The sequence below is a fragment of the Sphingomonas brevis genome, from assembly GCF_023516505.1.
Lineage (GTDB): Bacteria > Pseudomonadota > Alphaproteobacteria > Sphingomonadales > Sphingomonadaceae > Sphingomicrobium > Sphingomicrobium breve.
The window spans coordinates 489,400-512,251 of record NZ_JAMGBB010000001.1; the positions used below are offsets into that span (position 1 = coordinate 489,400).

Below are 22,852 nucleotides of genomic sequence, written 5' to 3' on the forward strand. Positions count from 1 at the left end.
CCCTCGACATCATGGTTGGCGCGCCGAACCAGCAGGCTGGTCCCAAGCCGACCGCCGGCGACGAGACGATCAGCAATTACACGATCAATTTCGGGCCGCAGCATCCGGCCGCGCACGGCGTCTTGCGCCTCATCATGGAGCTGGATGGGGAAATCGTCGAACGGGTCGATCCGCACATCGGCCTGCTCCACCGCGGCACCGAGAAGCTGATCGAATACCGCACCTACGCCCAGGCGCTGCCCTATTTCGACCGGCTCGATTACTGCTCGCCGATGTGCATGGAGCACAGCTACGTACTGGCGGTCGAAAAGCTGATGGGCCTCGAAGTTCCGCTTCGTGCCCAGTACATCCGGGTGCTGATGGCGGAGCTGACCCGCATCTCCAACCATATGCTGAACCTTGGCAGCCACATCATGGACGTCGGCGCGATGACTCCGAACCTGTGGCTGTTCGAAGTGCGCGAAGACACGCTGCAATTCTACGAGCGGGTATCGGGCGCGCGGATGCATGCCAATTACTTCCGCGTCGGCGGAGTCCACCAGGACATTCCAGAGAGCGTGCTGGCGGATATGGGCAAGTGGCTCGACACCCGCATGTATCTGTTCGAGGACGCGATCAGCCTCGTCGCCGACAATCGCATCTTCAAGCAGCGCAATGTCGACATCGGCACCGTCAGCAAGGAAGATTCGCTGGCCTGGGGCTTCTCAGGCCCGATGATCCGCGCCGCCGGCATCCCGTGGGACCTGCGCAAGTCGCAGCCCTATGAAGTCTATGACCGGATGGAGTTCGACATTCCGGTCGGCACCCGGGGCGACTGCTACGATCGCTTCATGGTTCGGGTCGAGGAAGTGCGGCAGTCGGCGAAGATCATGCGCCAGTGCCTCAAGGAAATGCCGGAAGGCCCGATCGGGACGATGGACCGCAAGGTCTTTCCGCCCAAGCGCGGCGAGATGAAGCAGTCGATGGAAGCGCTGATCCATCACTTCAAGCTCTACACCGAGGGCTATCACGTCCCTGCCGGAGAGGTTTACGTCGCGACCGAAAGCCCCAAGGGCGAGTTCGGCGTCTACTTGGTCGCGGACGGCACCAACAAACCCTATCGCTGCAAGATCAGGCCGACCGGCTTCTCGCACCTCCAGGCGATGGATTTCATGATGAAGGGCCATATGCTCGCCGACACCACCGCGGTGCTGAGCGCCATCGACGTCGTCTTCGGGGAGGTCGACCGCTAATGGCCGAACGTAACTTCGCCCCCGATACGCCTGAGCTTCGCGCCGAGTGGGACGGCTTCGCCTGGACCAGCGCCAATGCCAAGGCCGCGGCCGATATCGTCACCCGCTATCCGGCGGGGCGGCAGGCATCGGCCTCTATACCGTTCCTCGACCTCGCCCAGCGACAGGTCGGCGCGATGACCGGAACGCAAGGCTGGCTGCCGATCCCGGTGATCGAGTTCGTCGCGCGCGAACTCGACATGCCGCCGGTTCGCGTGATGGAGGTCGCCAGCTTCTACACCATGTTCAACCTGGCCCCGGTCGGTAAATTCCATGTCCAGGTGTGCGGCACGACGCCCTGCATGCTGCGCGGTTCGGACGACGTGCTCTCGGCCTGCTACAAGCGCGGGCTGAAGAAGGGTCACACGACGGACGACGGGATGTTCACGCTGACCGAGGTCGAGTGCCTTGGCGCCTGCGCCAACGCGCCCATGGTCCAGATCAACGACGACAATTACGAGGACCTGACCGAGGACAGCATGAAGGCGATCCTCGACGCACTGGCTTCGGGCAAGCAACCCAAGATCGGTCCCCAGGTCGACCGCAAGACGAGCTGCCCGGAAGGCGGCCCGACCACGCTCAAGAAGATGGCCGAGCGCAACTACGACTATCGGGGCCAGTGGTGATGGGCACCCTATTATTCGTCATTGCGAGCGAAGCGAAGCAATCCAGGCTGGATTGCCGCGTCGCTGCGCTCCTCGCAATGACGGGCCAAGGAGCGGCGCGATGAAGGATATCATCAAAGCCGTCGTGGCGATCGTCATCATCCTCATCGCCATCAAGATCATCGGCGTCATTCTTGGCTTGCTGGTCGGCGTCGCGCTTGCCGGATTGGTCGTCTACGGCGGGATGAAGCTGCTGGAAGGCCCCAAGGCATGAGCGGCATCACCTCCCTGACCGACAAGGACCGGATTTTCACTAACCTCTATGGCTTCCAGGGTGCGGACCTGAAGTCGAGCCAGGCACGCGGCGATTGGGACAAGACCGCAGACCTGATGAAGGTCGGGCAGGACGCGATCATCGACGTGGTCAAGGCGTCGGGCCTGCGCGGCCGTGGTGGCGCCGGCTTCCCGACCGGCATGAAGTGGAGCTTCATGCCCAAGGAGCCGACCGCCGGGCGCCCCAACTTCCTGGTGATCAATGCCGACGAGTCCGAGCCCGGCAGCTGCAAGGACCGCGAAATCCTGCGCCACGACCCGCACAAGCTGGTCGAAGGCGCCCTGATTGCCGGTTTCGCCATGCGTTGCCGAGCGGCCTATATCTATGTGCGGGGCGAATTCATCGTCGAGACCGAGGCGCTCCGGAAGGCAGTCGCCGAAGCCTATGACGCCGGCCTGCTCGGCAAGAATGCCGCCGGATCGGGCTTCGACTTCGACGTCTTCGTCCACCGTGGCGCCGGCGCCTACATCTGCGGCGAAGAAACGGCGATGCTGGAGAGCCTTGAAGGCAAGAAGGGCCTGCCGCGCCTGAAGCCGCCGTTCCCGGCCGGCGCCGGCCTCTACGGCTGCCCGACCACGGTCAACAATGTCGAGAGCATCGCGGTCGTGCCCACGATCCTCCGGCGCGGCGCTGCCTGGTTCGCCAGCTTCGGGCGCGAGAAGAATGAAGGCACCAAGCTGTTCCAGATTTCGGGCCATGTGAACTGCCCGTGCGTGGTCGAGGAAGCCATGTCGATCCCGTTTCGCGAGCTGATCGACAAGCATGCCGGCGGCATCCGCGGCGGGTGGGATAACCTCCTTGCCGTGATCCCGGGCGGATCGTCGGTGCCGCTGGTGCCGGCCGAGCAGATCATGGATGCGCCGATGGATTTCGACGGGCTCAAGGAACTCGGCTCCGGTCTCGGCACCGCGGCGGTCATCGTCATGGACAAGTCGACCGACATCGTCCGCGCGATCAGCCGCATCAGCTATTTCTACAAGCATGAAAGCTGCGGCCAGTGCACACCCTGCCGCGAGGGCACCGGCTGGATGTGGCGGACGATGGAGCGCCTGCGCGAAGGCGATGCCCAGGTCGGCGACATCGATAAGCTGTACGACGTCACCAAGCAGGTCGAAGGTCACACCATCTGCGCGCTTGGTGACGCGGCCGCCTGGCCGATCCAGGGCCTGATCCGCCATTATCGCCCCGAGCTCGAGCGCCGCATTGCCGAGCGTCATGGCGCCGAGCGGGAGGCGGCGGAGTGATCCACTTCTTTATCGTCATCGCGAGGAGCGGAGCGACGTGGCGATCCAGTGGCGCCAGTCTGGATTGCTTCGCTGCGCTCGCAATGACGAACAATGGAATTGCGAATGCCTAAAGTCACCGTCGACGGCGTAGAGATTGAAGTTCCGCAGGGCGCGACCGTGCTGCAGGCGTGCGAGCTTGCCGGCAAGGAGATCCCGCGCTTCTGCTACCACGAGCGGCTGAGCATCGCCGGTAATTGCCGCATGTGCCTGGTCGAGGTTGCCCCTGGGCCGCCCAAGCCGCAGGCGAGCTGCGCGCTGCCCGCCGCGGATGGCCAAACGATCAAGACCGACACGCCAATGGTCAAGAAGGCGCGGGAAGGGGTGATGGAGTTCCTGCTCATCAACCACCCGCTCGACTGCCCGATCTGCGACCAGGGCGGCGAATGCGACCTGCAGGACCAGGCGATGGCCTATGGCCGCGGCCATTCGCGCTACGAAGAGAATAAGCGGGCGGTCGACGACAAATATTTCGGGCCGATCGTCAAGACATCGATGACTCGCTGCATCCAGTGCACCCGCTGCGCCCGCTTCGCCGAAGAAGTGGCCGGCACGCCGGAAATCGGCATGGTATTCCGGGGCGAGGACGCGCAGATCACAACCTACCTCGAAAAGGCGTTCACGTCGGAGCTGGCGGGCAATCTGGTCGACCTCTGCCCGGTCGGCGCCTTGCTGTCGAAGCCATACAGCTTTGAGGCGCGGCCGTGGGAGCTGCGCAAGGTACCCGGCATCGACGTGATGGACGCGCTCGGCACCAACATCCGCATGGACGTCCGTCAGCGCCAGGTGATGCGCATCCTGCCGCGCATCAACGATGCGGTGAATGAGGAATGGGCGCACGACAAGACGCGCCACCATGTCGACGCACTGGTTCGCAACCGGCTCGACCGTCCGTGGGTGCGCGACGCCAAGGGCAAGCTCAAGGAAGCCAGCTGGGGCGACGCGCTCGATACCTTCGCCAAGCAGTTCAAAAAGGCCGGGAAAAAGGTCGCGGCGATTGCCGGCGACCTGCTCGACGCCGAAACCATGTATGCCGCCAAGGCGCTGCTGGCGGGCGCGGGCTCAACCCTGCTGGAAGGGCGACAGACCGGGCTCGACTATGACGTGACCAGCCTCGCCGCGGTGCGGTTCAACACCCCGATCGCCGAGATCGAGAATGCCGATTTGGTGCTGCTGGTCGGATCGAACGTCCGGTGGGAAGCGCCGTTGGTCAACACGCGCATTCGCAAGGCGATACGTCGCGGGGCCAAGGTGTTTGCGATCGGGCCGGAAGTCGACCTGACCTACAAGGTCGAATGGCTGGGCGATGACCTGTCGCTGATCGGCAAGCTGCCCAAGGCGGCGGCCGACGCGATCAAGGGCGCAAGCAGGCCGGTGATGATCGTCGGTCCGGGTGCGCTTGGTGCAGGCGCGCTGGGCGCCGCGCTGGCGGCATCCAAACCGTTCATCAAGGACGGCTGGAACGGCTTCAATGTGCTGCACATCGCCGCGGCGCGGATGGCCAGCCTGCTGCTCGGCTATGCGCAGAAGGGCGGCATCGCCGACATCGAAAAGGCGAAGCCGGAGCTGGTGATTCTGCTCGGCGCGGACGAGGTCGCAGCCGATGCGTTCAAGGGGGCGTTCAAGGTCTACATCGGCCACCACGGCGACAAGGGCGCCGCTAATGCCGACCTCGTCCTGCCGGGCGCAACCTATGCTGAAAAGCATGGCACCTACGTCAACATTGAGGGCCGCGTGCAGCGGAGCGAGCGCGCCGCCTTCGCGCCGGGCGATGCACGCGAGGATTGGACGATCCTGCGCGCGCTCAGCGACCTCATCGGCAAGCCGTTGCCGTTCGACCGGTTCGACCAGCTTCGCGCGGCGATGATCGCCCAAGTGCCCGAACTGGGCCAGGAAGGCGTGATCGACTTCAAGTGGGCGCCGCCGAAGCTCGCCGCCAAGGCAAGCGGGCCGGTCGGCTATCCGATCAAGGATTTCTACCTGACCAACGCGATCTGCCGCGCCAGCCCGACCATGCGCCGTTGCTCGGAAGAGCTGGTCCATGGCCATGAATATGCGGAGGCGGCGGAATGACCGCGTGGTTCCAGGGCACTTGGCTAGGGCCTGATGGCGGCTGGCTGATCGCCAACCTGATCCTGATTTTGCTTATCGCCCTGCCGCTGATGCTGGCGGTGGCGATGATCATCTATGCCGAGCGCAAGATCTGGGCGGCGATCGCGCTTCGCCGCGGGCCGAACGTGGTCGGACCGTGGGGCCTGCTGCAAAGCTTTGCCGATGGCCTCAAGGTCTTCCTGAAAGAGACGATCATCCCGTCGAGCGCCAACAAGGGCCTGTTCCTGATCGCGCCGATCATCACCTTCACCGTCGCGCTGATCGTCTGGGCGGTGGTGCCGTTCGACGTTGGCGTGGTGCTGACCGACATCAATGTCGGCCTGCTCTACATCCTCGCCGCGAGCAGCCTCGGCGTTTACGGCGTGATCATCGCCGGCTGGGCGTCCAACAGCAAATATCCCTTCTTCTCGGCGCTTCGCGCTGCCGCGCAGATGGTGAGCTATGAAGTGTCGATCGGCTTCGTGCTGATCTGCGTCGTACTTTACGCCGGCACCTTCAACCTGACCGACATTGTCATGGCGCAGAAGGGCAATGTCCTCGGGATCCTCAATGGCTTCGGGTTCAACCCGCTGCTGTTCCCGATGGCGGTGGTGTTCCTGATCAGCGCAATGGCAGAAACCTTCCGCACACCGTTCGACCTGGTCGAGGCGGAGAGCGAGCTCGTCGCCGGTCACCAGACCGAATATTCGTCGATGGCCTTCGCGCTGTTCTGGCTCGGCGAATATGCCAACGTCATCCTGATGTGCGCACTCAACGCCATCCTGTTCTGGGGCGGGTTCCTGCCGCCGATCGACTGGGCGCCGCTCTATCATTTCCCCTTCACCGACATTTCGACCGGATGGCTGTGGCTCATCCTGAAGATGTGCTTCTTCTTCTTCGTGTTCGGCTGGGTGAAGGCGACGGTGCCGAGGTACCGCTATGACCAGCTGATGCGGCTCGGCTGGAAGATCTTCCTGCCCCTGTCGCTTCTGTTCGTCGCGCTGATCAGCGGCTGGCTGATGTGGACCAGGTACGGAGTAGCGGCATGATCGCGCGGACCATCAAGGCTTTCACGCTATGGGAATTCGTCAGGGCGCATGCCCTGACCTTGAAGTATTTCTTCAAGCCCAAGGCGACGATCAACTATCCCTACGAGAAGACGCCGACTTCGCCCCGCTTCCGCGGCGAGCATGCGCTGCGCCGCTACCCGAACGGCGAAGAGCGCTGCATCGCCTGCAAGCTGTGCGAGGCGATCTGCCCGGCGCAGGCGATCACCATCGAAGCCGAGCCGCGCGAGGACGGCAGCCGCCGCACCACCCGCTACGACATCGACATGGTGAAGTGCATCTATTGCGGCCTGTGCGCCGAGGCCTGCCCGGTCGATGCGATTGTCGAAGGGCCGAACCTGGAGTTCGCCACCGAAACTCGCGAGGAATTGCTCTACGACAAGGTCAAACTGCTCGAGAATGGCGACCGCTGGGAACAGGCGATTGCCGCCAACCTTGCCGCCGATGCGGCGTATAGATAGGGGCGGGCGCACTTGTTCAAACAGGGACCATCCGTGACCTTCCATCGTCGTGCCAGCGAAGGCTGGCATCCATGTCATTGCGGTTGCGCATCGAGCGCAGTGGCATGCGTCGACCTGGGCCCCAGCCTTCGCTGGGGTGACGGCTTGAGGGAGCCGTCATGATCGCAATCTTCGCCTTTTACCTGTTCGCTACGCTGACCATCGCTTCGGCGGTGCTGGTGATCTTCGCGCGCAACCCGGTTCACAGCGTGCTGTGGCTGATCATGGCCTTTTTCAATGCGGCCGGCCTGATGCTGATCCTGGGGGCCGAATTCATCGCCATGTTGCTGGTGATCGTCTACGTCGGGGCGGTTGCGGTGCTGTTCCTGTTCATCGTCATGATGCTCAATATCGACTTCGCGCAGCTGCGGTCCGGCTTCACCAAGAACCTGCCGTTCGGATTGCTGGTGGCACTGGTGCTGCTGGCCGAGATGATCGTCGCCGTGTCGGCGTGGAAGGCGGGCCCGGTAACCGGCAATATCCAGCCTGCGGCCGGGACGCAGCCCAATATCGAGGCGATCGGCGAGCTGCTTTACAGCCGCTTCCTGTTCCCGTTCGAAATCGCCGGCCTCATCCTGCTGGTGGCGATGATCGGCGCGATCGTGCTGACCCATCGCAGCCGCGGCGACGTGCGCGGCCAGAAGGTGTGGAAGCAGGTCGACAGGCGACCCGACGAAGCGATCAAGCTGGAACAGCCAGCTGTCGGAAAGGGCGTCAAGCTATGAGCCTCACGGCCGTCGTGCCGGCGAAGGCTGGCATCCATGTCTTGGAAGCTGGGCAGTGCGGTCCAACATGGGCCCCAGCCTTCGCTGGGGTGACGAATAGCCACGAAGGCAATCCGGCATGATCGGCCTGACCCATTATCTCGCCGTCGCGGCGATCCTGTTCACGCTTGGCGTGCTCGGCATCTTCCTCAATCGCCGCAACATCATCCTGATGCTGATGGCGATCGAGCTCATCCTGCTGGCAGTCAATATCAACCTGGTCGCCTTCAGTGCTTTCCTCGGCGATTTGACCGGCCAGGTATTCGCCATGTTCGTGTTGACCGTAGCCGCGGCCGAGGCCGCAATCGGTTTGGCGATCCTCGTCATTTTCTTCCGTCGCCGCGGTTCGATCGCGGTCGACGATGTCAACCGGATGCGCGGCTGATGCACCCAGTACTCTTCATTGTCTTCCTGCCGCTCCTTGCCGCGATCGTCGCGGGCCTAGGCGGCCGCGCGATCGGCAAGACCGCGTCAAAGATCGTCACCACCGGCGCGCTGATGATCGGCGCGGTGCTGAGCTGGCCGATTTTCCTGAGCTATGTCGCAGGATCGGGCGAACCGATCGTCGTACCGGTGCTGAAGTTCATCGAAAGCGGCGCGATGAACGTCGATTGGGCGCTGCGCGTCGATACGCTGACCGCGGTAATGCTGGTGGTGGTGACGACGGTGTCGAGCCTCGTCCACCTCTACAGCTGGGGCTATATGGAAGAAGACCCGGGCCAGCCTCGCTTCTTCGCCTATCTCTCGCTGTTCAGCTTCGCCATGCTGATGCTGGTTACCGCCGACAGCCTGGTTCAGATGTTCTTCGGATGGGAAGGTGTCGGCCTCGCTTCCTACCTGCTCATCGGATTCTGGTATCACAAGCCCTCCGCCAACGCTGCGGCGCTGAAGGCGTTCGTGGTCAACCGCGTCGGCGATTTCGGCTTCTCGCTCGGCATCTTCGGCACCTTCCTGGTGTTCGGCACCGTGTCGATCCCGGCGATCCTCGCGGCAGCTCCCGGAATGGCCGGATCGACCATCGGATTTGCCGGCATGCGGGTCGACACCATGACCCTGCTGTGCCTGTTGCTGTTCGTCGGCGCCTGCGGCAAGTCGGCCCAGCTTGGCCTGCACACCTGGCTGCCCGACGCGATGGAGGGTCCGACACCGGTAAGTGCGCTGATCCACGCCGCGACGATGGTCACCGCCGGCGTGTTCATGGTCTGCCGCCTGTCGCCGATGTTCGAGACCAGCGGCACCGCGATGACCGTCGTCACCTATGTCGGCGCCGCCACGGCGATCTTCGCCGCCACCGTCGGAACGGTCCAGAACGACATCAAGCGGGTGATCGCCTATTCGACCTGCTCGCAGCTCGGTTACATGTTCTTCGCGGCCGGCGTCGGCGCCTATGGCGCGGCCATGTTCCACCTGTTCACCCACGCTTTCTTCAAGGCGCTGCTGTTCCTCGGCGCGGGCTCGGTGATCCATGCCATGCACCATGAGCAGGACATGCGTTATTACGGCGCGCTCCGTAAGGAGATCCCGATCACCTTCTGGACGATGATTGCCGGCACGCTGGCGATCACCGGCGTCGGCCTGTTCGGGATTGGCTTCGCTGGATATCATTCGAAGGACGCGATCATCGAGAGCGCCTTTGCCAGCGGCACGGTGCACGGCCATGTCGCCTATTTCCTCGGCGTGTTCGCGGCGCTTCTGACCAGCTTCTACAGCTGGCGCCTGATCTTCCTGACTTTCTATGGCAAGCCGCGCTGGGCGGGTAGCGAGCACATCCAGCATGCGGTTCATCATGTTCATGAAGACGCGGGCGAAATCGCGTCGGATCATGATAGCGCCGCCGACCATGGCTGCGCCAAGGTCGAGGGCACGGCCGGCTATCACCCGCACGAGAGCCCGTGGGTCATCCTGCTGCCGCTGGTACTGTTGTCAGTGGGCGCGATATTCGCCGGTTTCCTGTTCAACCACAGCTTCATCCAGCCCGAAGGCGGACCGGAGTTCTGGCGCGGCAGCGTCGCCTTCAGCGAACATCTGGCCCATGCGATGCACGAGGTTCCGGACTGGGTGAAATGGTCGCCGTTCACGGTAATGCTGATCGGGCTCGCCATCGCCTATCGCAATTACATCGTGAAACCGGAAGCGCCGGCGGCATTCGTCGCCATGTTCCCGCACCTGCACCGCTTCCTGATGCACAAATGGTATTTCGACGAGCTCTACGACGTCATTTTCGTCCGTCCGGCGATGTGGCTGGGCCGCCTGTTCTGGAAGGGCGGCGACGAGCAGATTATCGACCGGTTCGGCCCGCACGGCGCCGCCTATGCGGTCGGCGTCGGCAACCGCATCACCGCGCGGCTGCAGAACGGATATGTCTATAGCTACGCCCTGGTGATGCTGCTCGGCCTGATCGGCGCCGCGACCTGGGTCTTCTGGTGGGTGAAATGAGCGCGTTGGGCATCCAATTAAGTTCCGTTCGTCCCGAGCGTAGCCGAGGGACCAGAGCACCAACGTGCCTCGACTTCGCTCGGCACGAACGGTTGTGGGGAGACCGCTAGGTGCTGGCCAATCTTCCCATCCTTTCCATCCTGGTCCTGCTGCCGCTCGTCGCCGGCGTCCTCGCCCTGTTCCAGTCGGCCAATGGAGCCCGCTGGAATGCGCTGATCACCACGCTCGTCAGCCTGGGCCTAGGCGTCTGGCTATGGACCGCGTTCAACGCCGATGGCCCGCAGTGGCAATTCACCGAATTTCATCCGATCGGCGGCGGAGTCGCATGGGCGATGGGGATCGACGGCATCGCGCTGGTGCTGATCGAGCTGACCCTGTTCCTGATGCCGATCTGCATCGGTGCGAGTTGGAAGGCGATCGACAAGCGGGTGCCGGAATATATGGCATCGTTCCTGATCATGCAGTCGCTGATGATTGGCGTGTTCACCGCGCAGGATTTGCTGCTGTTCTACATCTTCTTCGAAGCCGGTCTGATCCCGATGTACCTGATCATCGGCATTTGGGGCGGCGTCGAGCGGATCAAGGCGAGCTACAAATTCTTCCTCTACACGCTGGCCGGATCGGTGCTGATGCTGATCGCCATGCTGGTGATGATCCTGAAGTCCGGCACCACCTCGATCCCGGCGCTGATGGCCTATGATTTCGACCCCAGCCTGCAATGGTGGCTGTGGCTGGCCTTCTTTGCCTCATTCGCGGTCAAGATGCCGATGTGGCCGGTCCACACCTGGCTTCCCGACGCCCACGTCCAGGCGCCAACCGCCGGGTCGGTAATCCTAGCCGGCGTGCTGCTGAAGATGGGCGGATACGGCTTTATCCGCTTTTCGCTGCCGATGTTCCCGGAAGCGTCGAATGCCTTCATCCCGTTCGTCTATGCGCTTTCCGGCATCGCCGTGGTCGTGACCTCGCTGATCGCGCTGGCCCAGACCGACATGAAGAAGCTGATCGCCTATTCGTCGGTCGCGCACATGGCGTTCGTCACCTTCGGCCTGTTCACCTTCAATCGCCAGGGCATCGAAGGCGCGATGCTGGTGATGCTGAGCCACGGCCTGGTGTCGGGCGCATTGTTCCTGTGCGTCGGCGTAATCTACGATCGGCTGCATACCCGCGAGATCGCGCGCTACGGCGGCCTTAGCGACAATATGCCGAAATATGCGCTGCTGTTCATGATCTTCACCATGGCCAGCGTCGGACTTCCCGGCACCAGCGGCTTCGTCGGCGAATTCCTGTCCCTGGTCGGAACCTACGCCGTGTCGAGCTGGGCGGGCATCGTCGCCACGACCGGCATCATCCTCGGCGCCTGCTACATGCTCTATCTTTACTGGCGCATCTGCTTCGGCAAGCTGGTTCATGCAGACGCGGCCGCGATGACCGACCTCAACATGCGTGAGCTGTGGCTGCTGGGCCCAATCGCGGCAGCGGTGTTCTGGATGGGCGTCTATCCGGAAAGCTTCCTGCGGCCGATCCGTGCCGATGTCGGCCGGCTGATCGAGCGGGTCGAGCGCGCCGCCCCGCCGGGTGACGCGCATCTCACTGCCGGCAAGCCCGCCGCCACCCCAGCCCATGCGGAAGCGCATTGATGAACCTCGCACCGATCCTTCCCGAACTCATCCTGACGATCGGCTCGATCGCGCTGATGATGGTCGCTGCCTTTGTCGGCCGTCGCGGCAGCGCGTTGACCAGCTGGGCTTCGGTTGCGCTTTTGCTCGTAGCCTGCGTGTCGCTGATCGGTCCGCCACAAAGCGCCGGCATGCTGTTCGGCGGGCAATTGGCGGCCGACGGCTTTGGCGCACTCGGCAAGCTGATCATCTACCTTTGCGCGGCGGTGGCGATCGTCATGGCGCACAGCTGGTTCGAGCGCGATTTCGAGCATGGCGCCGAATATCCGGTGCTGGTGCTGATGGCCGCGGTTGGCATGTCGGTTATGGTTTCGGCGACCAGCCTTGTGACCCTTTACGTCGGCGTCGAACTGAACAGCCTCGCCGCTTATGTGCTGGCGTCCTATCGCCGCACCGACGAGCGGTCGGCCGAAGCGGGCCTCAAATATTTTGTCCTCGGCGCGCTTGCCTCGGGCATCATGCTGTACGGGATTTCGCTGCTCTACGGCTTTACCGGCACCGCCCAGTTCGAAGGTGTCGCCGCGGCGTTTGCCCGGGAAGGCACCCAATCGATCGGCCTGTTGTTCGGCCTGGTGTTCCTGCTTGCCGGCTTGGCGTTCAAGATCAGCGCGGTGCCGTTCCACATGTGGACGCCAGACGTCTACGAGGGTGCCCCCACGCCGGTCACTGCCTTCTTCGCGTCGGCGCCCAAGGTCGCGGCGGTGCTACTTGGGGTCCGCGTCTGCCTCGATGCGCTGGGACCGGCGATCGACGCCTGGCGGCAGATCATGATTTTCGCGGCTTTGGCTTCGATCATGCTCGGTGCGGTCGCCGCATATGGCCAGACCAACATCAAGCGGCTGCTGGCCTATTCGTCGATCAACAATGTCGGCTTCGCGCTGATCGGCCTGGTCGCGGGCGGCACTGCCGGTGCCAGCGCGGTGCTGTTCTATATGGCCATCTATGTCGTGATGACGCTTGGCGCCTTCCTCTGCGTGCAGCGCATGCGGGGAGAAGATGGCGAATATCTCGAATCGATCGACAGCCTGTCGGGGCTGGCCCAGACCCGCCCGGGACTTGCCGCAGCGATGGCGACCTTCATGTGGAGTCTCGCTGGCCTCCCGCCCTTCTTCGGCTTCTGGCCGAAGCTGCTGGTGTTCCAGGCGGCGGTGGCTGAGGGCTTCAACATGCTGGCGGTGTTCGGCATCCTCGGTACGGTGATCGGCGCTTATTATTACCTGCGCATCGTCAAGGTGATGTATTTCGATGCACCCAGCGGGCCGCCTTACGCCAAGGGGCGGGCCAACGTCGAAGGCGTGCTGATCCTGCTCGCGGCGCTGATCGTCTCGCCGCTCGGCTATGCCTTGATCGATCCGATCGCGACGCTGACCAACAACGCCGCGGGAAGCCTGTTCTGAGCCGAATCCGCATCGTCGAAAGGCTCGGCTCAACCAATAGTGCATTGCTGGGCGACACCCAGGCGATCGAGGGTGATTGGCTGGTTGCGCTGCGACAGGACGCCGGCAAGGGACGTCAGGGCCGCGCCTGGCAATCGATCGAGGGCAATTTCACCGGTTCGACCCTGGTCCAGCTGCGGGCGGCCGATCCACCGGCGCCTTCGTTGGCGCTGGTAGCGGGACTGGCGCTGATTGAGGCGGTCGACATCGCGGCTCCTGCTGTGCCGGCCTCGCTCAAATGGCCCAACGATCTGATGCTTGGCGATGCCAAGCTTGCCGGGATACTGCTCGAGCGCTCGGGCGACCGGATCGTCGTCGGGTTCGGCGCAAACCTGGCCAAGGCGCCAAGGATCGAGGGCCGCAAGACCGCCGACCTGGGCGCGGTTATAGCGCCGCAGTCATTCGCGCCGCTCCTTGCCGGCAAATTCGCCCAATTGCTGGCCGCCTGGCGCGCGTCGGACCCGGTGCAATTCGCCCAGGCCTGGTTGGCCCGTGCTCATCCGGTCGGAACGCCGCTGGAAGTGCATAGCGGTTCAGGCGAAAGTGTCGCGGGAACCTTCGACGGGATCGAACCGGATGGGGCAATGCGGCTGAAGCGCGACGGGATGATCGACATCGTCCGCGCCGGCGATGTCACGCTGGCGTGACGCTCGCCATGTCAGGCAAGGAAGGCTAGGGAGGCGCCCATGCTGCTCGCGATCGATGCCGGTAATACAAATTGCGTCTTCGCCCTGGTCGACGGGGAGGAGATCAGGACGCGTTGGCGGATCGCCACGGATCCGCGCCGGACCGCCGACGAATATGCGGTCTGGCTCCACCAGCTGCTCGAACTGGAAGGCTATGGCCACGGCGATGTCAGCCAGGTGATCATCGGCACGGTCGTGCCGCGCGCGCTGCACAATCTGCAGGTGCTGGCGACCAAATATTTCAAGGTCGAACCACTGATTGCCGGACAGGGCAAGGCAGAATGGCCCATCGCGCTCGACGTCGATGAGCCGCAAAGCGTGGGCGCCGACCGGGCGCTCAATACCATCGCCGCGCATACAAAGCACAAGGGCGACTTGATCGTCATCGATTTTGGCACGGCGACCACCTTCGATGCAGTCGATTTTTCGGGAGCCTATAAGGGCGGGATCATTGCGCCGGGCATCAACCTCAGCCTCGATGCGCTGGTCGGAGCGGCGGCGAGGCTGCCGCGCATCGCGATTTCCGCGCCGGAAGAAGAGACTGTCATCGGGCGAACCACGGAAACGCAGATGCTTATCGGCGTTTATTGGGGATATGTGGCAATGATCGAGGGCCTGGTTGCGCGGATGAAGGCCGAGATTGGGCGGCCGGTGACCGTAATTGCGACCGGCGGCCTCGCCATCCTGTTCGACAAGCATACGGATGTATTTGACGTGATCGAGCCCGACCTCACCGTTCAGGGACTGGCGTTGCTGGCTCTGCGGGCCGGCAAATGACACCGGGAGAAGAGCTGCTGTTCCTGGCCCTGGGCGGGTCGGGCGAGATCGGCATGAACGTCAATCTCTACGGCTGCCGCGGCAAATGGCTGATGGCGGACCTTGGGCTGACCTTCGCCGATACCGATTATCCGGGCGTCGATCTGATCCTGCCCGACCTGGAATTCATCGAACAGCGGATGGACGATTTGGTCGGGATCGTCCTGACCCACGGCCACGAGGATCATATCGGTGCGCTGCCCTACCTCGCCGCCGATTTGAAAGTTCCACTCTATGCGACGCCGTTCACGGCGGGGCTGATCGCCGGCAAGCTGGAAGAGGAAGGCCTGACCGGGCAGGTCGCTTTGCGCATCATCGAGCGCGGCGGAACCATCGACCTCGATCCGTTCCGGGTGACCTATGTGCCGCTTGCCCATTCGATCCCCGAAGGCAACGGCCTGATGATCGAAACCCCGTTCGGCAATATTTTCCACACCGGCGACTGGAAAATTGACGAAACGCCCGTGCTCGGCTTGCCCAGCTCGGCCGAGACGATGGCCGGGATCGGCGATGCCGGCGTGCTCGCGCTGGTGTGCGATTCAACCAACGTTTTTCAGGACAAGGCATCGGGTAGCGAATCCGGTGTTCATGCCGGGCTGCTCGAAGCCGTAATGAAGGCCAAGGGGCGGGTGCTGGTTACCACCTTCGCATCCAATGCAGCCCGGCTGGAAACGATCGGCAGGGTTGCGCTGGAAACGGGCCGCCGGGTGTGCGTTGCCGGACGAAGCCTCGACCGCATTCTCAAGGTCGCCAAGGCGACCGGTTATCTACGCGACTTCCCCGAGCCGGTTCGGTTCGATGAAGCGATGATGCTGCCCAAGCAGGAACTGCTGATCATCGCTACGGGGGGGCAGGGCGAAGCCCGTGCCGCGCTGGCCCGGATCGCATTCGGCCAGCATGAGCTGAAACTTGTCGAAGGCGACACGGTAATCTTCTCTTCGAAGCAGATTCCCGGCAACGAAATCGCCATCGGCCGGATCATGAACGCGCTTAGCGATATCGGGACGCTGATCGTCACCGACCGCCAGGCACATGTCCACGTTTCCGGACATCCGGGCCGGCCCGAGCTCGAGGCCATGTACCGGTGGATCCGGCCGCAAATCCTGGTTCCGGTCCACGGTGAGATTCGCCACATGCGGGAGCAGGCGCGCTTCGGCCTGGCACAGGGCATTCCGCACGCCGTGGTGCAACGCAACGGCGATCTCATTCGCCTTGCGCCTGATGGCCCGGAGAAGATTGGCGAGGAACGGATCGGGCGGCTGGTGCTCGACGGGGATGTAATTCTTCCCGCCGATGGATCGACCATCAATGAGCGCCGCAAGATTGCAATCAACGGCCTGATCACCGTCGCGGTGCCGGTCGACGGGGAAGGTCGGTTGGCCGGCAGGGTGCTGGTGCGGCCGTTCGGCGTTCCGATCGAAGAGGATCGCGACGATTTCCTTGCCGACGCGACCGACGCCGCGGAGCGCGCTTACGAACCGACGCGAGACGTGGAGAAACTGCGCGAGGCTGTACGGTTGGCGGTGCGCCGCTGCGCCACGCTTTGGACCGGAAAAAAGCCGGTGGTGGAAGTGATGCTGGTCGAGGTTGCCCAATGAAATGGACCTCGGTCCTGGCGATTTATTTCCTCGTGTTCTGCTTTTCCGCTTTCCTGCTGTTGCCATTCGGGGTGCGGACCCACGAGGAAGTCGGCGCCGAACGAGTGCCGGGCCAGGCGGATAGCGCACCACACAGGTTCGACCTGCCGCGCCATCTGCTTAGGGCGGCGCTGGTCGCTTGCCTGCTGACGGCGCTTTATGTCGCCAACTACAAGTTCGGCTGGATCACCACCGACGATCTCGACTTCTACAATTGACGTAGAGACTTAGCGGCGCTTCTCCACCGCCTGCGCCAGCGCTGCGTAGAGCTTGCCCATATCGCTCGACATCAATGTCACCGCGATCATCCCGCCATCGCGCTCGGCCAGCACGCGCCTGAGCATCGCTTCGAAATCGTGGACATAATGATTGACCGCGTTCTGGAACTCGGGATCGGACTCATAATGGGCCGCGATGCCGCGGCTTTCCGCTCCATCCAACAGCCGGACCGCGCGGCGGGTGAACACCCCGCGATTGCCCTTCAGATAGTGGTTCCAGGCCTTGTCATCGACTTCGTCGCTGAGGATTTTCTGCACATCGATCGACGCCGAATGCATGGAGTCGATCAGCAGCGAGACGCGGCGGGCGAAGTCTTCGCCGCTGTCCTTCATCTGGGCTTCCCGGTTGCGCTCGATATGCGCTTCGAGCGCGGCGGCGCTTTGTCCGATCGACAACATTTGCGCGGTCAGCCGGTCCGAAGCTTCGCGCGCCGTTTCCACCGCCCGCCCGGCAACCTGGTCGAGTTCGGCCAGCTTGGACTCGACGCTGTCGCGAACCGCCTTTTCCAATGCGATGCGGGTCTGCTCGCTGAGTTCGCCGGCGCACTCCGGAATAACCTTGGCGATCGCTTCGCGGGCTCGATCGGCGGCATGGGCAGCGGTTTCCTTGACCCGCACCAGGGCCTCGACCAGCGCCGGTCCGGTCTCGCTCGACAGGCGATTGGCTTCGTCGCTGGCGGATGCAATGGCGGCGCCAAGCTCGGCGAGCCGCTCCTCCGCCTGGCGGACGCCAAGGTCAACCGAGGTCATCAGCGTGGCCAAGCGGTCCTGCTGATGCTCGACGATCGATGCACTCGATTCGATCCGGCTCTGCGCTTCGATCGAGGCATCGCGCATTTGCTCGACATGGGGCCGCGCAGCTTCTGCCGACGCCAGCATCCGAGCCGCACCTGCTTCGGCTTCCCCGAGGGTCGCGATCATCTCTCCCGACAACACCGCGCCAAGCCGATCGAGACCTTCGCGCAGCCGCTCGGATCGGTCGGCCAGCCCATCGAGGCTGTTGTCGTGGCCCGCCGTCGCCGACGAGAGGGCTTCAAGCTCGCCCCGCAGGCGGCCCAATGCGGTCTGCACATGGCTCGCGCGCTCGTCGCCTGAACGAGCAAGGTCCAGGAACCGCTCGTCAAGGGCAGCCATTCCGCTGTCGAGATCGGCTATCAGCCGCTGCGAAGCGCGCTCCTGCTCGGCAATGCGGGAACTCAGGCCGTCGAGCGCGGAGCCGGCATGGGTCAGCCGTTCGCCAAGAAGTTCCGATGCGTCCATGCCGGCGCGGCCGATGCTCGCCTGGCTCTGGGCGACAAGGGCGGAAATGGCAGCGGCCTGGGCATCGATGCCCGTACGAATTTCGGTCAAGGCTTCAGCGGATCGAGCAAGCAACGCGTCGACAGTGGCGCTGGTTTCGGTGCGGACTTCTGTTACTCGCTGCGTGGCGACCGCACCGGCACTTTCTATGTTGGCGAGGCTTGCAAGCAACCGTTCGGACGCTTCGCGAACGATGGAATCGGCCTGCTGTGCGTGCGCGGAAAGGCTCGAGACCTGGGATTCAAACCCGCCGGCCTGTTCGATCGCGGCCTGGCCAGCCTGGCGCAGCGTATCAGCCATTCGCCGGGTAGTTTCCTCGGCCTGCGGCAGGTCGGTCAGAAGTACGCCGATATCGGTACGTGCCGATTCCGCCGCCCGATCCAGCGCCGCGCCATGTTCGGCCAACGTCTGCGATCCGCGATTCAAGTCGGCGGTGATCGCCCCCAACCGGGTGGCAGCCTGGTCACCGAGGCCCATCAAGTCGCCGGCCATGACCCCGAGCGTGCGATGATTCTCGGCAATCTGGTGCGACAGCGCCGCCAAAATATCCTGCAGCGAGCGCGCTTCCTTGCGCATCGCGATTACCGAGCGCGTGAATTTCTCCGCTTCCTTGCGCCGCGTGCGGCCGAACATCAGCCAGACCAACCCCATCAGCGCCAGAGGGCCGGCCAGGATCGCGACCCATTGCGCGATTGCCGGACTGGTCAGAGGTTCAGCGGCAAGAACCCGGCCCGCCGACCAGGCAGTGTAGCCGGTCCAAAGCAATGCAAGGATGCCGAGGCCCCAGCCAAGGACCAATCGCCCGCCTTCGCTGGCAACGTCATGGACGTCGCGGATCTCGGCCCAATCCGCTCGGCTGAAACTTGGTTCCGAACCAGCCCCTTCGCCTTCGATCACCGGAGTTGGGTCATCCCGGTCTTCGGGATAGCGATTGCCCTGGGCGCGGTACGGGTTGGTGCTCATGATCGGGGAGTTTACCACCTTTGTTGTCAGGCGAAAGCGACAAATGGGCACAGTCGAGGCTAGAAATTGGGACACTCGCTGCCCTATGGTCGATGCCCTCAGGGGGGAATTACCGGATCGCGGGGTAATCTATGGCGCTTGGCGCCTTGATCGGTGCCTATCAGGAAGACGATGCGGGCGGTTTGCGCGCCCTGCTTCCGCTCGCCGGTCGGACGTTGATCGAATATCAGGCGCGCTGCCTCGCCATCGCCGGGGCGGCGCCGTTGACCGTGCTGGTCGAGCGGGTGCCGCCGGCGCTGAACGAGGCATTCGAGCGGCTTCGCGGAGAGGGAATCTCCGTGGTCCCGGTCAGCGACGGCAATGAAGCCGCCAGCCGTTTCGAGGCAGGCAGCCAGCTGATCCTGCTGGCCGACGGCCTGGCGCCCGACATGGGAGACCTTCAGTTGCTGCTGGAGGAAGGCGATGGCGCGATCATCACCGTGCCCGATGACGAGGCACATGAAGCTTTTGAGCGGATCGACGGCCACAATCGCTGGGCGGGCCTCGCCAAGGTCGATTCCAACATGCTCGGCGCGACGGCAGCGATGCTTGGCGACTGGGACCTGCAATCAACCTTGCTTCGGCGTGCGGTGCAGGCCGGAGCGCGGCTGATCCCATCCACTCCGGGAGAGGGGCGGGGGCCTTTCCTTGCCAACGACGAAGCGGTGATGGCGGGCTTCGAGCGGCGTTTGCTGGTCGCTTCGCGCACCGCGCGGGAGGACGCGGTCGCCCGCTATTTCCTGCCCGTCGTCGAGGAAATGGCGACCGAAAAGCTGATGGAGACCGGAGTGCGACCCGGCTGGCTGGTCATGGCGGCGCTGATAATGGCCATCGCCGGCGCTTTCTGCTTCAGCAGGGGCTGGCATTTGGCGGCACTCGCCCTGTTGATCCTGTCGACCCCGTTCGACCTGGTGGCCCAACGTCTCGCAATGCTTAGGCTGCAGCCGCTCAGTCCGGCAATGCTGTCCCGCCGGCTGTTGTGGCCCGCGGGCGGATTGGCGTTGCTGGCGCTGGGCTGGTTCGAAGCTCGGCATGGTTCGGGTTGGGGCGCAATGATGGCGGCGCTGGCCGCCACCGCATTCGGCGAGGCCGGGCGGATCGAGCGCATCGGGCGCCAGCTTCCCGGCATCGAATGGCATTTTGCGCGCCGCAACGCGATCTGGCTGGCAATTCCGTTCGCGGTCGGCGGTTGGTGGAACCTATATCTTGCCAGTGTCGCCCTCTACGCCACGGCCAGTTTCTTCATCGTTCAGCATTTCCGGCACTCGGTGGAATCAGCACCTCATAATTGACCGCGCGTTAACCCGATCCGTTCTATAAAAACTGGATGATGCCCGTGGAATGGCCGCTCGCTGCATCGGCAGCCGACCGCCCGGTCGATCCTGCGCGCCCGCGCGTGGGGCGCGACCGGCTGGGCGTCGCAATGGCTGATTTCTTCCTGGACGAAGGCTCGCGGCTGACTGACGAGGAGCGGGCGCTGATCGCGGCGATGCTTCGCGGGCTGGTTGGAGATATTGTTGATGAGCTCGTTGCCGGCCTTCCGGCAATGCTGGCTGCGCAGGCCGACAGGGGTCGGGAGGGGCTTTACCGGCGCCTCCGCGCGGCCGGGCTGATGGAACGGCAGGGGCTGGTCGCCTTGCTCCTGCGCCGGGCCGATGAGCAGCAATTGTCGGCTCGCGCGGATCCCCGCCACCCGACGGTCGCATCGCTGGTCAGCGACGATAGCGCGCCAGTCGCGGAGGCCGCGATGGCGCTTGCCTTGGCTCGCGGCCGCCGCCGTGACCGGTTCGGCCGGATGAGCGTCGAGTTCGACGATCTCGATGCCGAGGATGCCGTGGCACTGGTCCACGCCGTTGCCGCAGGTCTTCGGGACGCGCTGACTGAAGACGCCGATGAGGCACTAGGCTCGGCGTCCCATGGCCTGCTTTCTCGGCACGACGAAGGCCGGCGGCTTGAAGCTGCCGTCGCCGCACTGGCCCGGGTACTCGACGCGCAGAACCGCGCCGACGATGTCCTGGTCCGTAGGGTTGCCGAGGATGGCGACGCATCGCTGCTGGTCGGCTTGTTGGCGCGCCGCGCCGGTATCGACCAGCTGGACGCATGGAATTTCTTCACTGGCGGCGATGCGATGATGCTTGCCCGCCTGGCCGGATGCGACCGCACCGCCGCCGCCCAGATGCTGGCGGCTTTCGAGCCAATGGCCGGCGCAAGCGCCGCGGAACGATTTATCGACCGCTACGATTCAATTGACGATGCGGCCGTCGAGCGTTGCCGTCGCTGGCTGCGGCTTGACCCCCACTACCGTGCGGCGCGCGACGCCCTGGAGCCGGGCAATGGCTAGCGCTCCCTTCGACCTCGGACCGGTCACCGGCCGCGTCGATCGCGAAGGACGCCTGACGGAGGCCGATTCCGCGCTGCTGAGGCTTCAGGAGGAAGCTGGCTCGTCGCTCGGTGCGCCACTGGCACTGCCACAGGTTGCAGCGGTTGCACGCTCCGCAATCAAGCTTGGCGTGCCATTGGCGCGCTCGGTAGTTGCCGCATCGAGCGATCGCGACCTGGACCTATGGGTTAGGGCAGTGCCCGATGCCGAGGGCGCCAGCCTGACGATCGAAGGGTGGAAGGCCCGGCCTGCAGCGCCGCCGCGTCTCACGCTGGTCACTAACGAGTCGCTCGACGTAGAGGAAAGGGTCGCCCGGCCGTTGAGCTTCACCACCGACGGCGAGCTCAAGATCAAGCGGATCGACGAAGAACTGGCGCTGATGATCGGAGTCGCCCCTGCCGATGCGATTGGCCAGCCGCTCACTCGTCATTTCCTGCTGGTCGACAATGGCGATGGCGCAATGCCGCTGTTGATGGCGCTCGTCAGCCGCGCCGACTTCTCCGGGCAGAGTGCCCAGTTGCGCGGGCAGGACCGGGAATCGCTGGTGACACTGAAAGGCCTGGCCTTGCGGACCGCCGGAGACCGCTTTGACGGATATGAAATCGAAATCGACCGGCCGGCGGAGATGGATTCATCCCCCTTCGCAGTGCTCGATCCTGCGCTGGATGAGGCGCTGCGCTCGCCTCTCGACCGGATCATCGCCGCCGCCGAGCGAATCGTCGATCGCAGCGAGGGTCCGTTGAGGAGCGATTATGCCGCCTACGCCGGCGACATCGCCGCGGCGGGGCGGCACCTGCTGTCGGTTATTCGCACGATGAGCGAGCAGGAGGCAGCCAAGGGGGATGCCGAGGTCGATTTGGCAAGTACTGCCGCCGAGGCGGTGCAGCTGGTCGAGGAAGCCGCCGAAAAACGATCGGTCAAGGTAGAACTGGTCGGCGCGGACGGCCCCTTGCCTGCCGCCGGCGAGAGCCGGGGCGTGGTGCAGATACTGGTCAATTTGCTGGCCAATGCGGTCCGCCACTCTCCTGCCAGCGGCACGGTTGCGGTTATCCTGGAGCAACGGGGCGCGCAGGCCGCGGTCACGGTTGCCGACGAAGGCCCTGGAATCGCGGAAGCAGACCAGGAACGGATATTCGAGCGTTATGAACGGGCCGATGACAGTAAGGGCGGAATTGGCCTCGGTCTCGCCATCTCCCGCAGGCTTGCGCGCTCGATGGGCGGCGATATCGAACTGCAAAGCGAGCCCGGCGAAGGGGCGCGCTTCACATTGCTGCTGCCTTCGGCCTAGCGC

Annotated in this window: 20 protein-coding genes; 19 read left to right on the forward strand and 1 reads right to left on the reverse strand. The window is 64.0% G+C overall.

The genetic code is table 11. The annotated features are described in order from the left end of the window. Nucleotides 1-11: 11 nt before the first annotated feature. From LZ518_RS02655 to LZ518_RS02730, 16 genes are all read left to right on the forward strand, one after another. On the forward strand, nt 12-1,232 hold the full coding sequence (locus LZ518_RS02655) for an NADH-quinone oxidoreductase subunit D (protein ID WP_431358228.1): 1,221 nt from the start codon (nt 12-14) through the stop codon (nt 1,230-1,232). After that, nucleotides 1,232-1,897 (forward strand): complex I 24 kDa subunit family protein, encoded by a 666-nt coding sequence (locus LZ518_RS02660; RefSeq protein ID WP_249914492.1) that lies wholly within the window; start codon nt 1,232-1,234, stop codon nt 1,895-1,897. The genes LZ518_RS02655 and LZ518_RS02660 overlap by 1 nt, the downstream gene beginning before the upstream one ends. 100 nt (nt 1,898-1,997) lie before the next feature. Further along, complete coding sequence (locus LZ518_RS02665) at nt 1,998-2,150, forward strand: hypothetical protein (RefSeq protein WP_249914493.1); 153 nt, start codon at nt 1,998-2,000, stop codon at nt 2,148-2,150. Then, the gene (gene nuoF, locus LZ518_RS02670) at nt 2,147-3,454 is read left to right on the forward strand and encodes an NADH-quinone oxidoreductase subunit NuoF (protein ID WP_249914494.1); all 1,308 of its coding nucleotides are present in this window, start codon (nt 2,147-2,149) and stop codon (nt 3,452-3,454) included. Before LZ518_RS02665 ends, nuoF begins: the two co-directional genes overlap by 4 nt. A gap of 105 nt (nt 3,455-3,559) precedes the next feature. Then, nucleotides 3,560-5,566 (forward strand): NADH-quinone oxidoreductase subunit NuoG, encoded by a 2,007-nt coding sequence (nuoG, locus tag LZ518_RS02675; protein WP_249914495.1) that lies wholly within the window; start codon nt 3,560-3,562, stop codon nt 5,564-5,566. Next, complete coding sequence (gene nuoH, locus LZ518_RS02680) at nt 5,563-6,633, forward strand: NADH-quinone oxidoreductase subunit NuoH (RefSeq protein WP_249914496.1); 1,071 nt, start codon at nt 5,563-5,565, stop codon at nt 6,631-6,633. The genes nuoG and nuoH overlap by 4 nt, the downstream gene beginning before the upstream one ends. Further along, the gene (gene nuoI, locus LZ518_RS02685) at nt 6,630-7,112 is read left to right on the forward strand and encodes an NADH-quinone oxidoreductase subunit NuoI (protein WP_249914497.1); all 483 of its coding nucleotides are present in this window, start codon (nt 6,630-6,632) and stop codon (nt 7,110-7,112) included. Before nuoH ends, nuoI begins: the two co-directional genes overlap by 4 nt. A 158-nt stretch (nt 7,113-7,270) precedes the next feature. Next, on the forward strand, nt 7,271-7,876 hold the full coding sequence (locus LZ518_RS02690; RefSeq protein WP_249914498.1) for an NADH-quinone oxidoreductase subunit J: 606 nt from the start codon (nt 7,271-7,273) through the stop codon (nt 7,874-7,876). Nucleotides 7,877-7,994: 118 nt separating this feature from the next. Next, nucleotides 7,995-8,300: an NADH-quinone oxidoreductase subunit NuoK gene (nuoK, locus tag LZ518_RS02695; RefSeq protein WP_249914499.1), complete on the forward strand. Its 306-nt coding sequence runs from the start codon at nt 7,995-7,997 to the stop codon at nt 8,298-8,300. Continuing rightward, on the forward strand, nt 8,300-10,351 hold the full coding sequence (gene nuoL / locus LZ518_RS02700) for an NADH-quinone oxidoreductase subunit L (RefSeq protein WP_249914500.1): 2,052 nt from the start codon (nt 8,300-8,302) through the stop codon (nt 10,349-10,351). Before nuoK ends, nuoL begins: the two co-directional genes overlap by 1 nt. Nucleotides 10,352-10,464: 113 nt before the next feature. Further along, entirely contained in the window at nt 10,465-11,988 is a 1,524-nt protein-coding gene (locus tag LZ518_RS02705) for an NADH-quinone oxidoreductase subunit M (RefSeq protein WP_249916480.1), read from the forward strand. Continuing rightward, nucleotides 11,988-13,424 carry an NADH-quinone oxidoreductase subunit NuoN gene (gene nuoN, locus LZ518_RS02710; RefSeq protein WP_249914501.1) on the forward strand — a complete coding sequence of 479 codons (1,437 nt, stop codon included), beginning with the start codon at nt 11,988-11,990 and terminating at the stop codon, nt 13,422-13,424. Before LZ518_RS02705 ends, nuoN begins: the two co-directional genes overlap by 1 nt. Nucleotides 13,425-13,435: 11 nt before the next feature. Beyond that, nucleotides 13,436-14,110, forward strand: a complete 675-nt coding sequence (locus LZ518_RS02715; protein ID WP_348538691.1) for a biotin--[acetyl-CoA-carboxylase] ligase — start codon at nt 13,436-13,438, stop codon at nt 14,108-14,110. A gap of 39 nt (nt 14,111-14,149) precedes the next feature. Next, on the forward strand, nt 14,150-14,926 hold the full coding sequence (locus tag LZ518_RS02720; RefSeq protein ID WP_249914503.1) for a type III pantothenate kinase: 777 nt from the start codon (nt 14,150-14,152) through the stop codon (nt 14,924-14,926). Next, entirely contained in the window at nt 14,923-16,563 is a 1,641-nt protein-coding gene (locus LZ518_RS02725; protein WP_249914504.1) for a ribonuclease J, read from the forward strand. Before LZ518_RS02720 ends, LZ518_RS02725 begins: the two co-directional genes overlap by 4 nt. Continuing rightward, a complete protein-coding gene (locus tag LZ518_RS02730; RefSeq protein WP_249914505.1) occupies nt 16,560-16,820 on the forward strand; it encodes a DUF1467 family protein in 261 nt (86 codons plus the stop codon). The genes LZ518_RS02725 and LZ518_RS02730 overlap by 4 nt, the downstream gene beginning before the upstream one ends. A gap of 9 nt (nt 16,821-16,829) precedes the next feature. Here LZ518_RS02730 and LZ518_RS02735 read toward each other — a convergent pair whose 3' ends face one another. Beyond that, nucleotides 16,830-19,142: a coiled-coil domain-containing protein gene (locus LZ518_RS02735; protein WP_249914506.1), complete on the reverse strand. Its 2,313-nt coding sequence runs from the start codon at nt 19,140-19,142 to the stop codon at nt 16,830-16,832. A 131-nt stretch (nt 19,143-19,273) separates the two neighbouring features. Here LZ518_RS02735 and LZ518_RS02740 point away from each other — a divergent pair, with 131 nt between their 5' ends. From LZ518_RS02740 to LZ518_RS02750, 3 genes are read left to right on the forward strand one after another with little or no spacing between them, the layout of a single operon-like run. Beyond that, on the forward strand, nt 19,274-20,473 hold the full coding sequence (locus LZ518_RS02740; protein ID WP_249914507.1) for a hypothetical protein: 1,200 nt from the start codon (nt 19,274-19,276) through the stop codon (nt 20,471-20,473). Between the two features lie 44 nt (nt 20,474-20,517). Continuing rightward, nucleotides 20,518-21,522, forward strand: coding sequence for a hypothetical protein (locus tag LZ518_RS02745; protein ID WP_249914508.1), 1,005 nt, complete (start codon nt 20,518-20,520; stop codon nt 21,520-21,522). Then, the gene (locus LZ518_RS02750; protein ID WP_249914509.1) at nt 21,515-22,849 is read left to right on the forward strand and encodes a sensor histidine kinase; all 1,335 of its coding nucleotides are present in this window, start codon (nt 21,515-21,517) and stop codon (nt 22,847-22,849) included. The genes LZ518_RS02745 and LZ518_RS02750 overlap by 8 nt, the downstream gene beginning before the upstream one ends. The last annotated feature ends 3 nt before the right edge of the window (nt 22,850-22,852 follow it).

Bases quoted from the DNA above. Each gene is read 5' to 3' on its own strand.
- LZ518_RS02735 (WP_249914506.1), bottom strand. From the start codon at position 19,142: ATGAGCACCAACCCGTACCGCGCCCAGGGCAATCGCTATCCCGAAGAC.
- LZ518_RS02725 (WP_249914504.1), top strand. From the start codon at position 14,923: ATGACACCGGGAGAAGAGCTGCTGTTCCTGGCCCTGGGCGGGTCGGGC.
- LZ518_RS02690 (WP_249914498.1), top strand. From the start codon at position 7,271: ATGATCGCAATCTTCGCCTTTTACCTGTTCGCTACGCTGACCATCGCT.
- LZ518_RS02665 (WP_249914493.1), top strand. From the start codon at position 1,998: ATGAAGGATATCATCAAAGCCGTCGTGGCGATCGTCATCATCCTCATC.
- nuoK (WP_249914499.1), top strand. From the start codon at position 7,995: ATGATCGGCCTGACCCATTATCTCGCCGTCGCGGCGATCCTGTTCACG.
- LZ518_RS02730 (WP_249914505.1), top strand. From the start codon at position 16,560: ATGAAATGGACCTCGGTCCTGGCGATTTATTTCCTCGTGTTCTGCTTT.
- LZ518_RS02740 (WP_249914507.1), top strand. From the start codon at position 19,274: ATGGCGCTTGGCGCCTTGATCGGTGCCTATCAGGAAGACGATGCGGGC.
- nuoF (WP_249914494.1), top strand. From the start codon at position 2,147: ATGAGCGGCATCACCTCCCTGACCGACAAGGACCGGATTTTCACTAAC.
- LZ518_RS02660 (WP_249914492.1), top strand. From the start codon at position 1,232: ATGGCCGAACGTAACTTCGCCCCCGATACGCCTGAGCTTCGCGCCGAG.
- nuoN (WP_249914501.1), top strand. From the start codon at position 11,988: ATGAACCTCGCACCGATCCTTCCCGAACTCATCCTGACGATCGGCTCG.
- LZ518_RS02655 (WP_431358228.1), top strand. From the start codon at position 12: ATGGTTGGCGCGCCGAACCAGCAGGCTGGTCCCAAGCCGACCGCCGGC.
- nuoH (WP_249914496.1), top strand. From the start codon at position 5,563: ATGACCGCGTGGTTCCAGGGCACTTGGCTAGGGCCTGATGGCGGCTGG.
- nuoI (WP_249914497.1), top strand. From the start codon at position 6,630: ATGATCGCGCGGACCATCAAGGCTTTCACGCTATGGGAATTCGTCAGG.
- LZ518_RS02720 (WP_249914503.1), top strand. From the start codon at position 14,150: ATGCTGCTCGCGATCGATGCCGGTAATACAAATTGCGTCTTCGCCCTG.
- nuoG (WP_249914495.1), top strand. From the start codon at position 3,560: ATGCCTAAAGTCACCGTCGACGGCGTAGAGATTGAAGTTCCGCAGGGC.
- nuoL (WP_249914500.1), top strand. From the start codon at position 8,300: ATGCACCCAGTACTCTTCATTGTCTTCCTGCCGCTCCTTGCCGCGATC.
- LZ518_RS02750 (WP_249914509.1), top strand. From the start codon at position 21,515: ATGGCTAGCGCTCCCTTCGACCTCGGACCGGTCACCGGCCGCGTCGAT.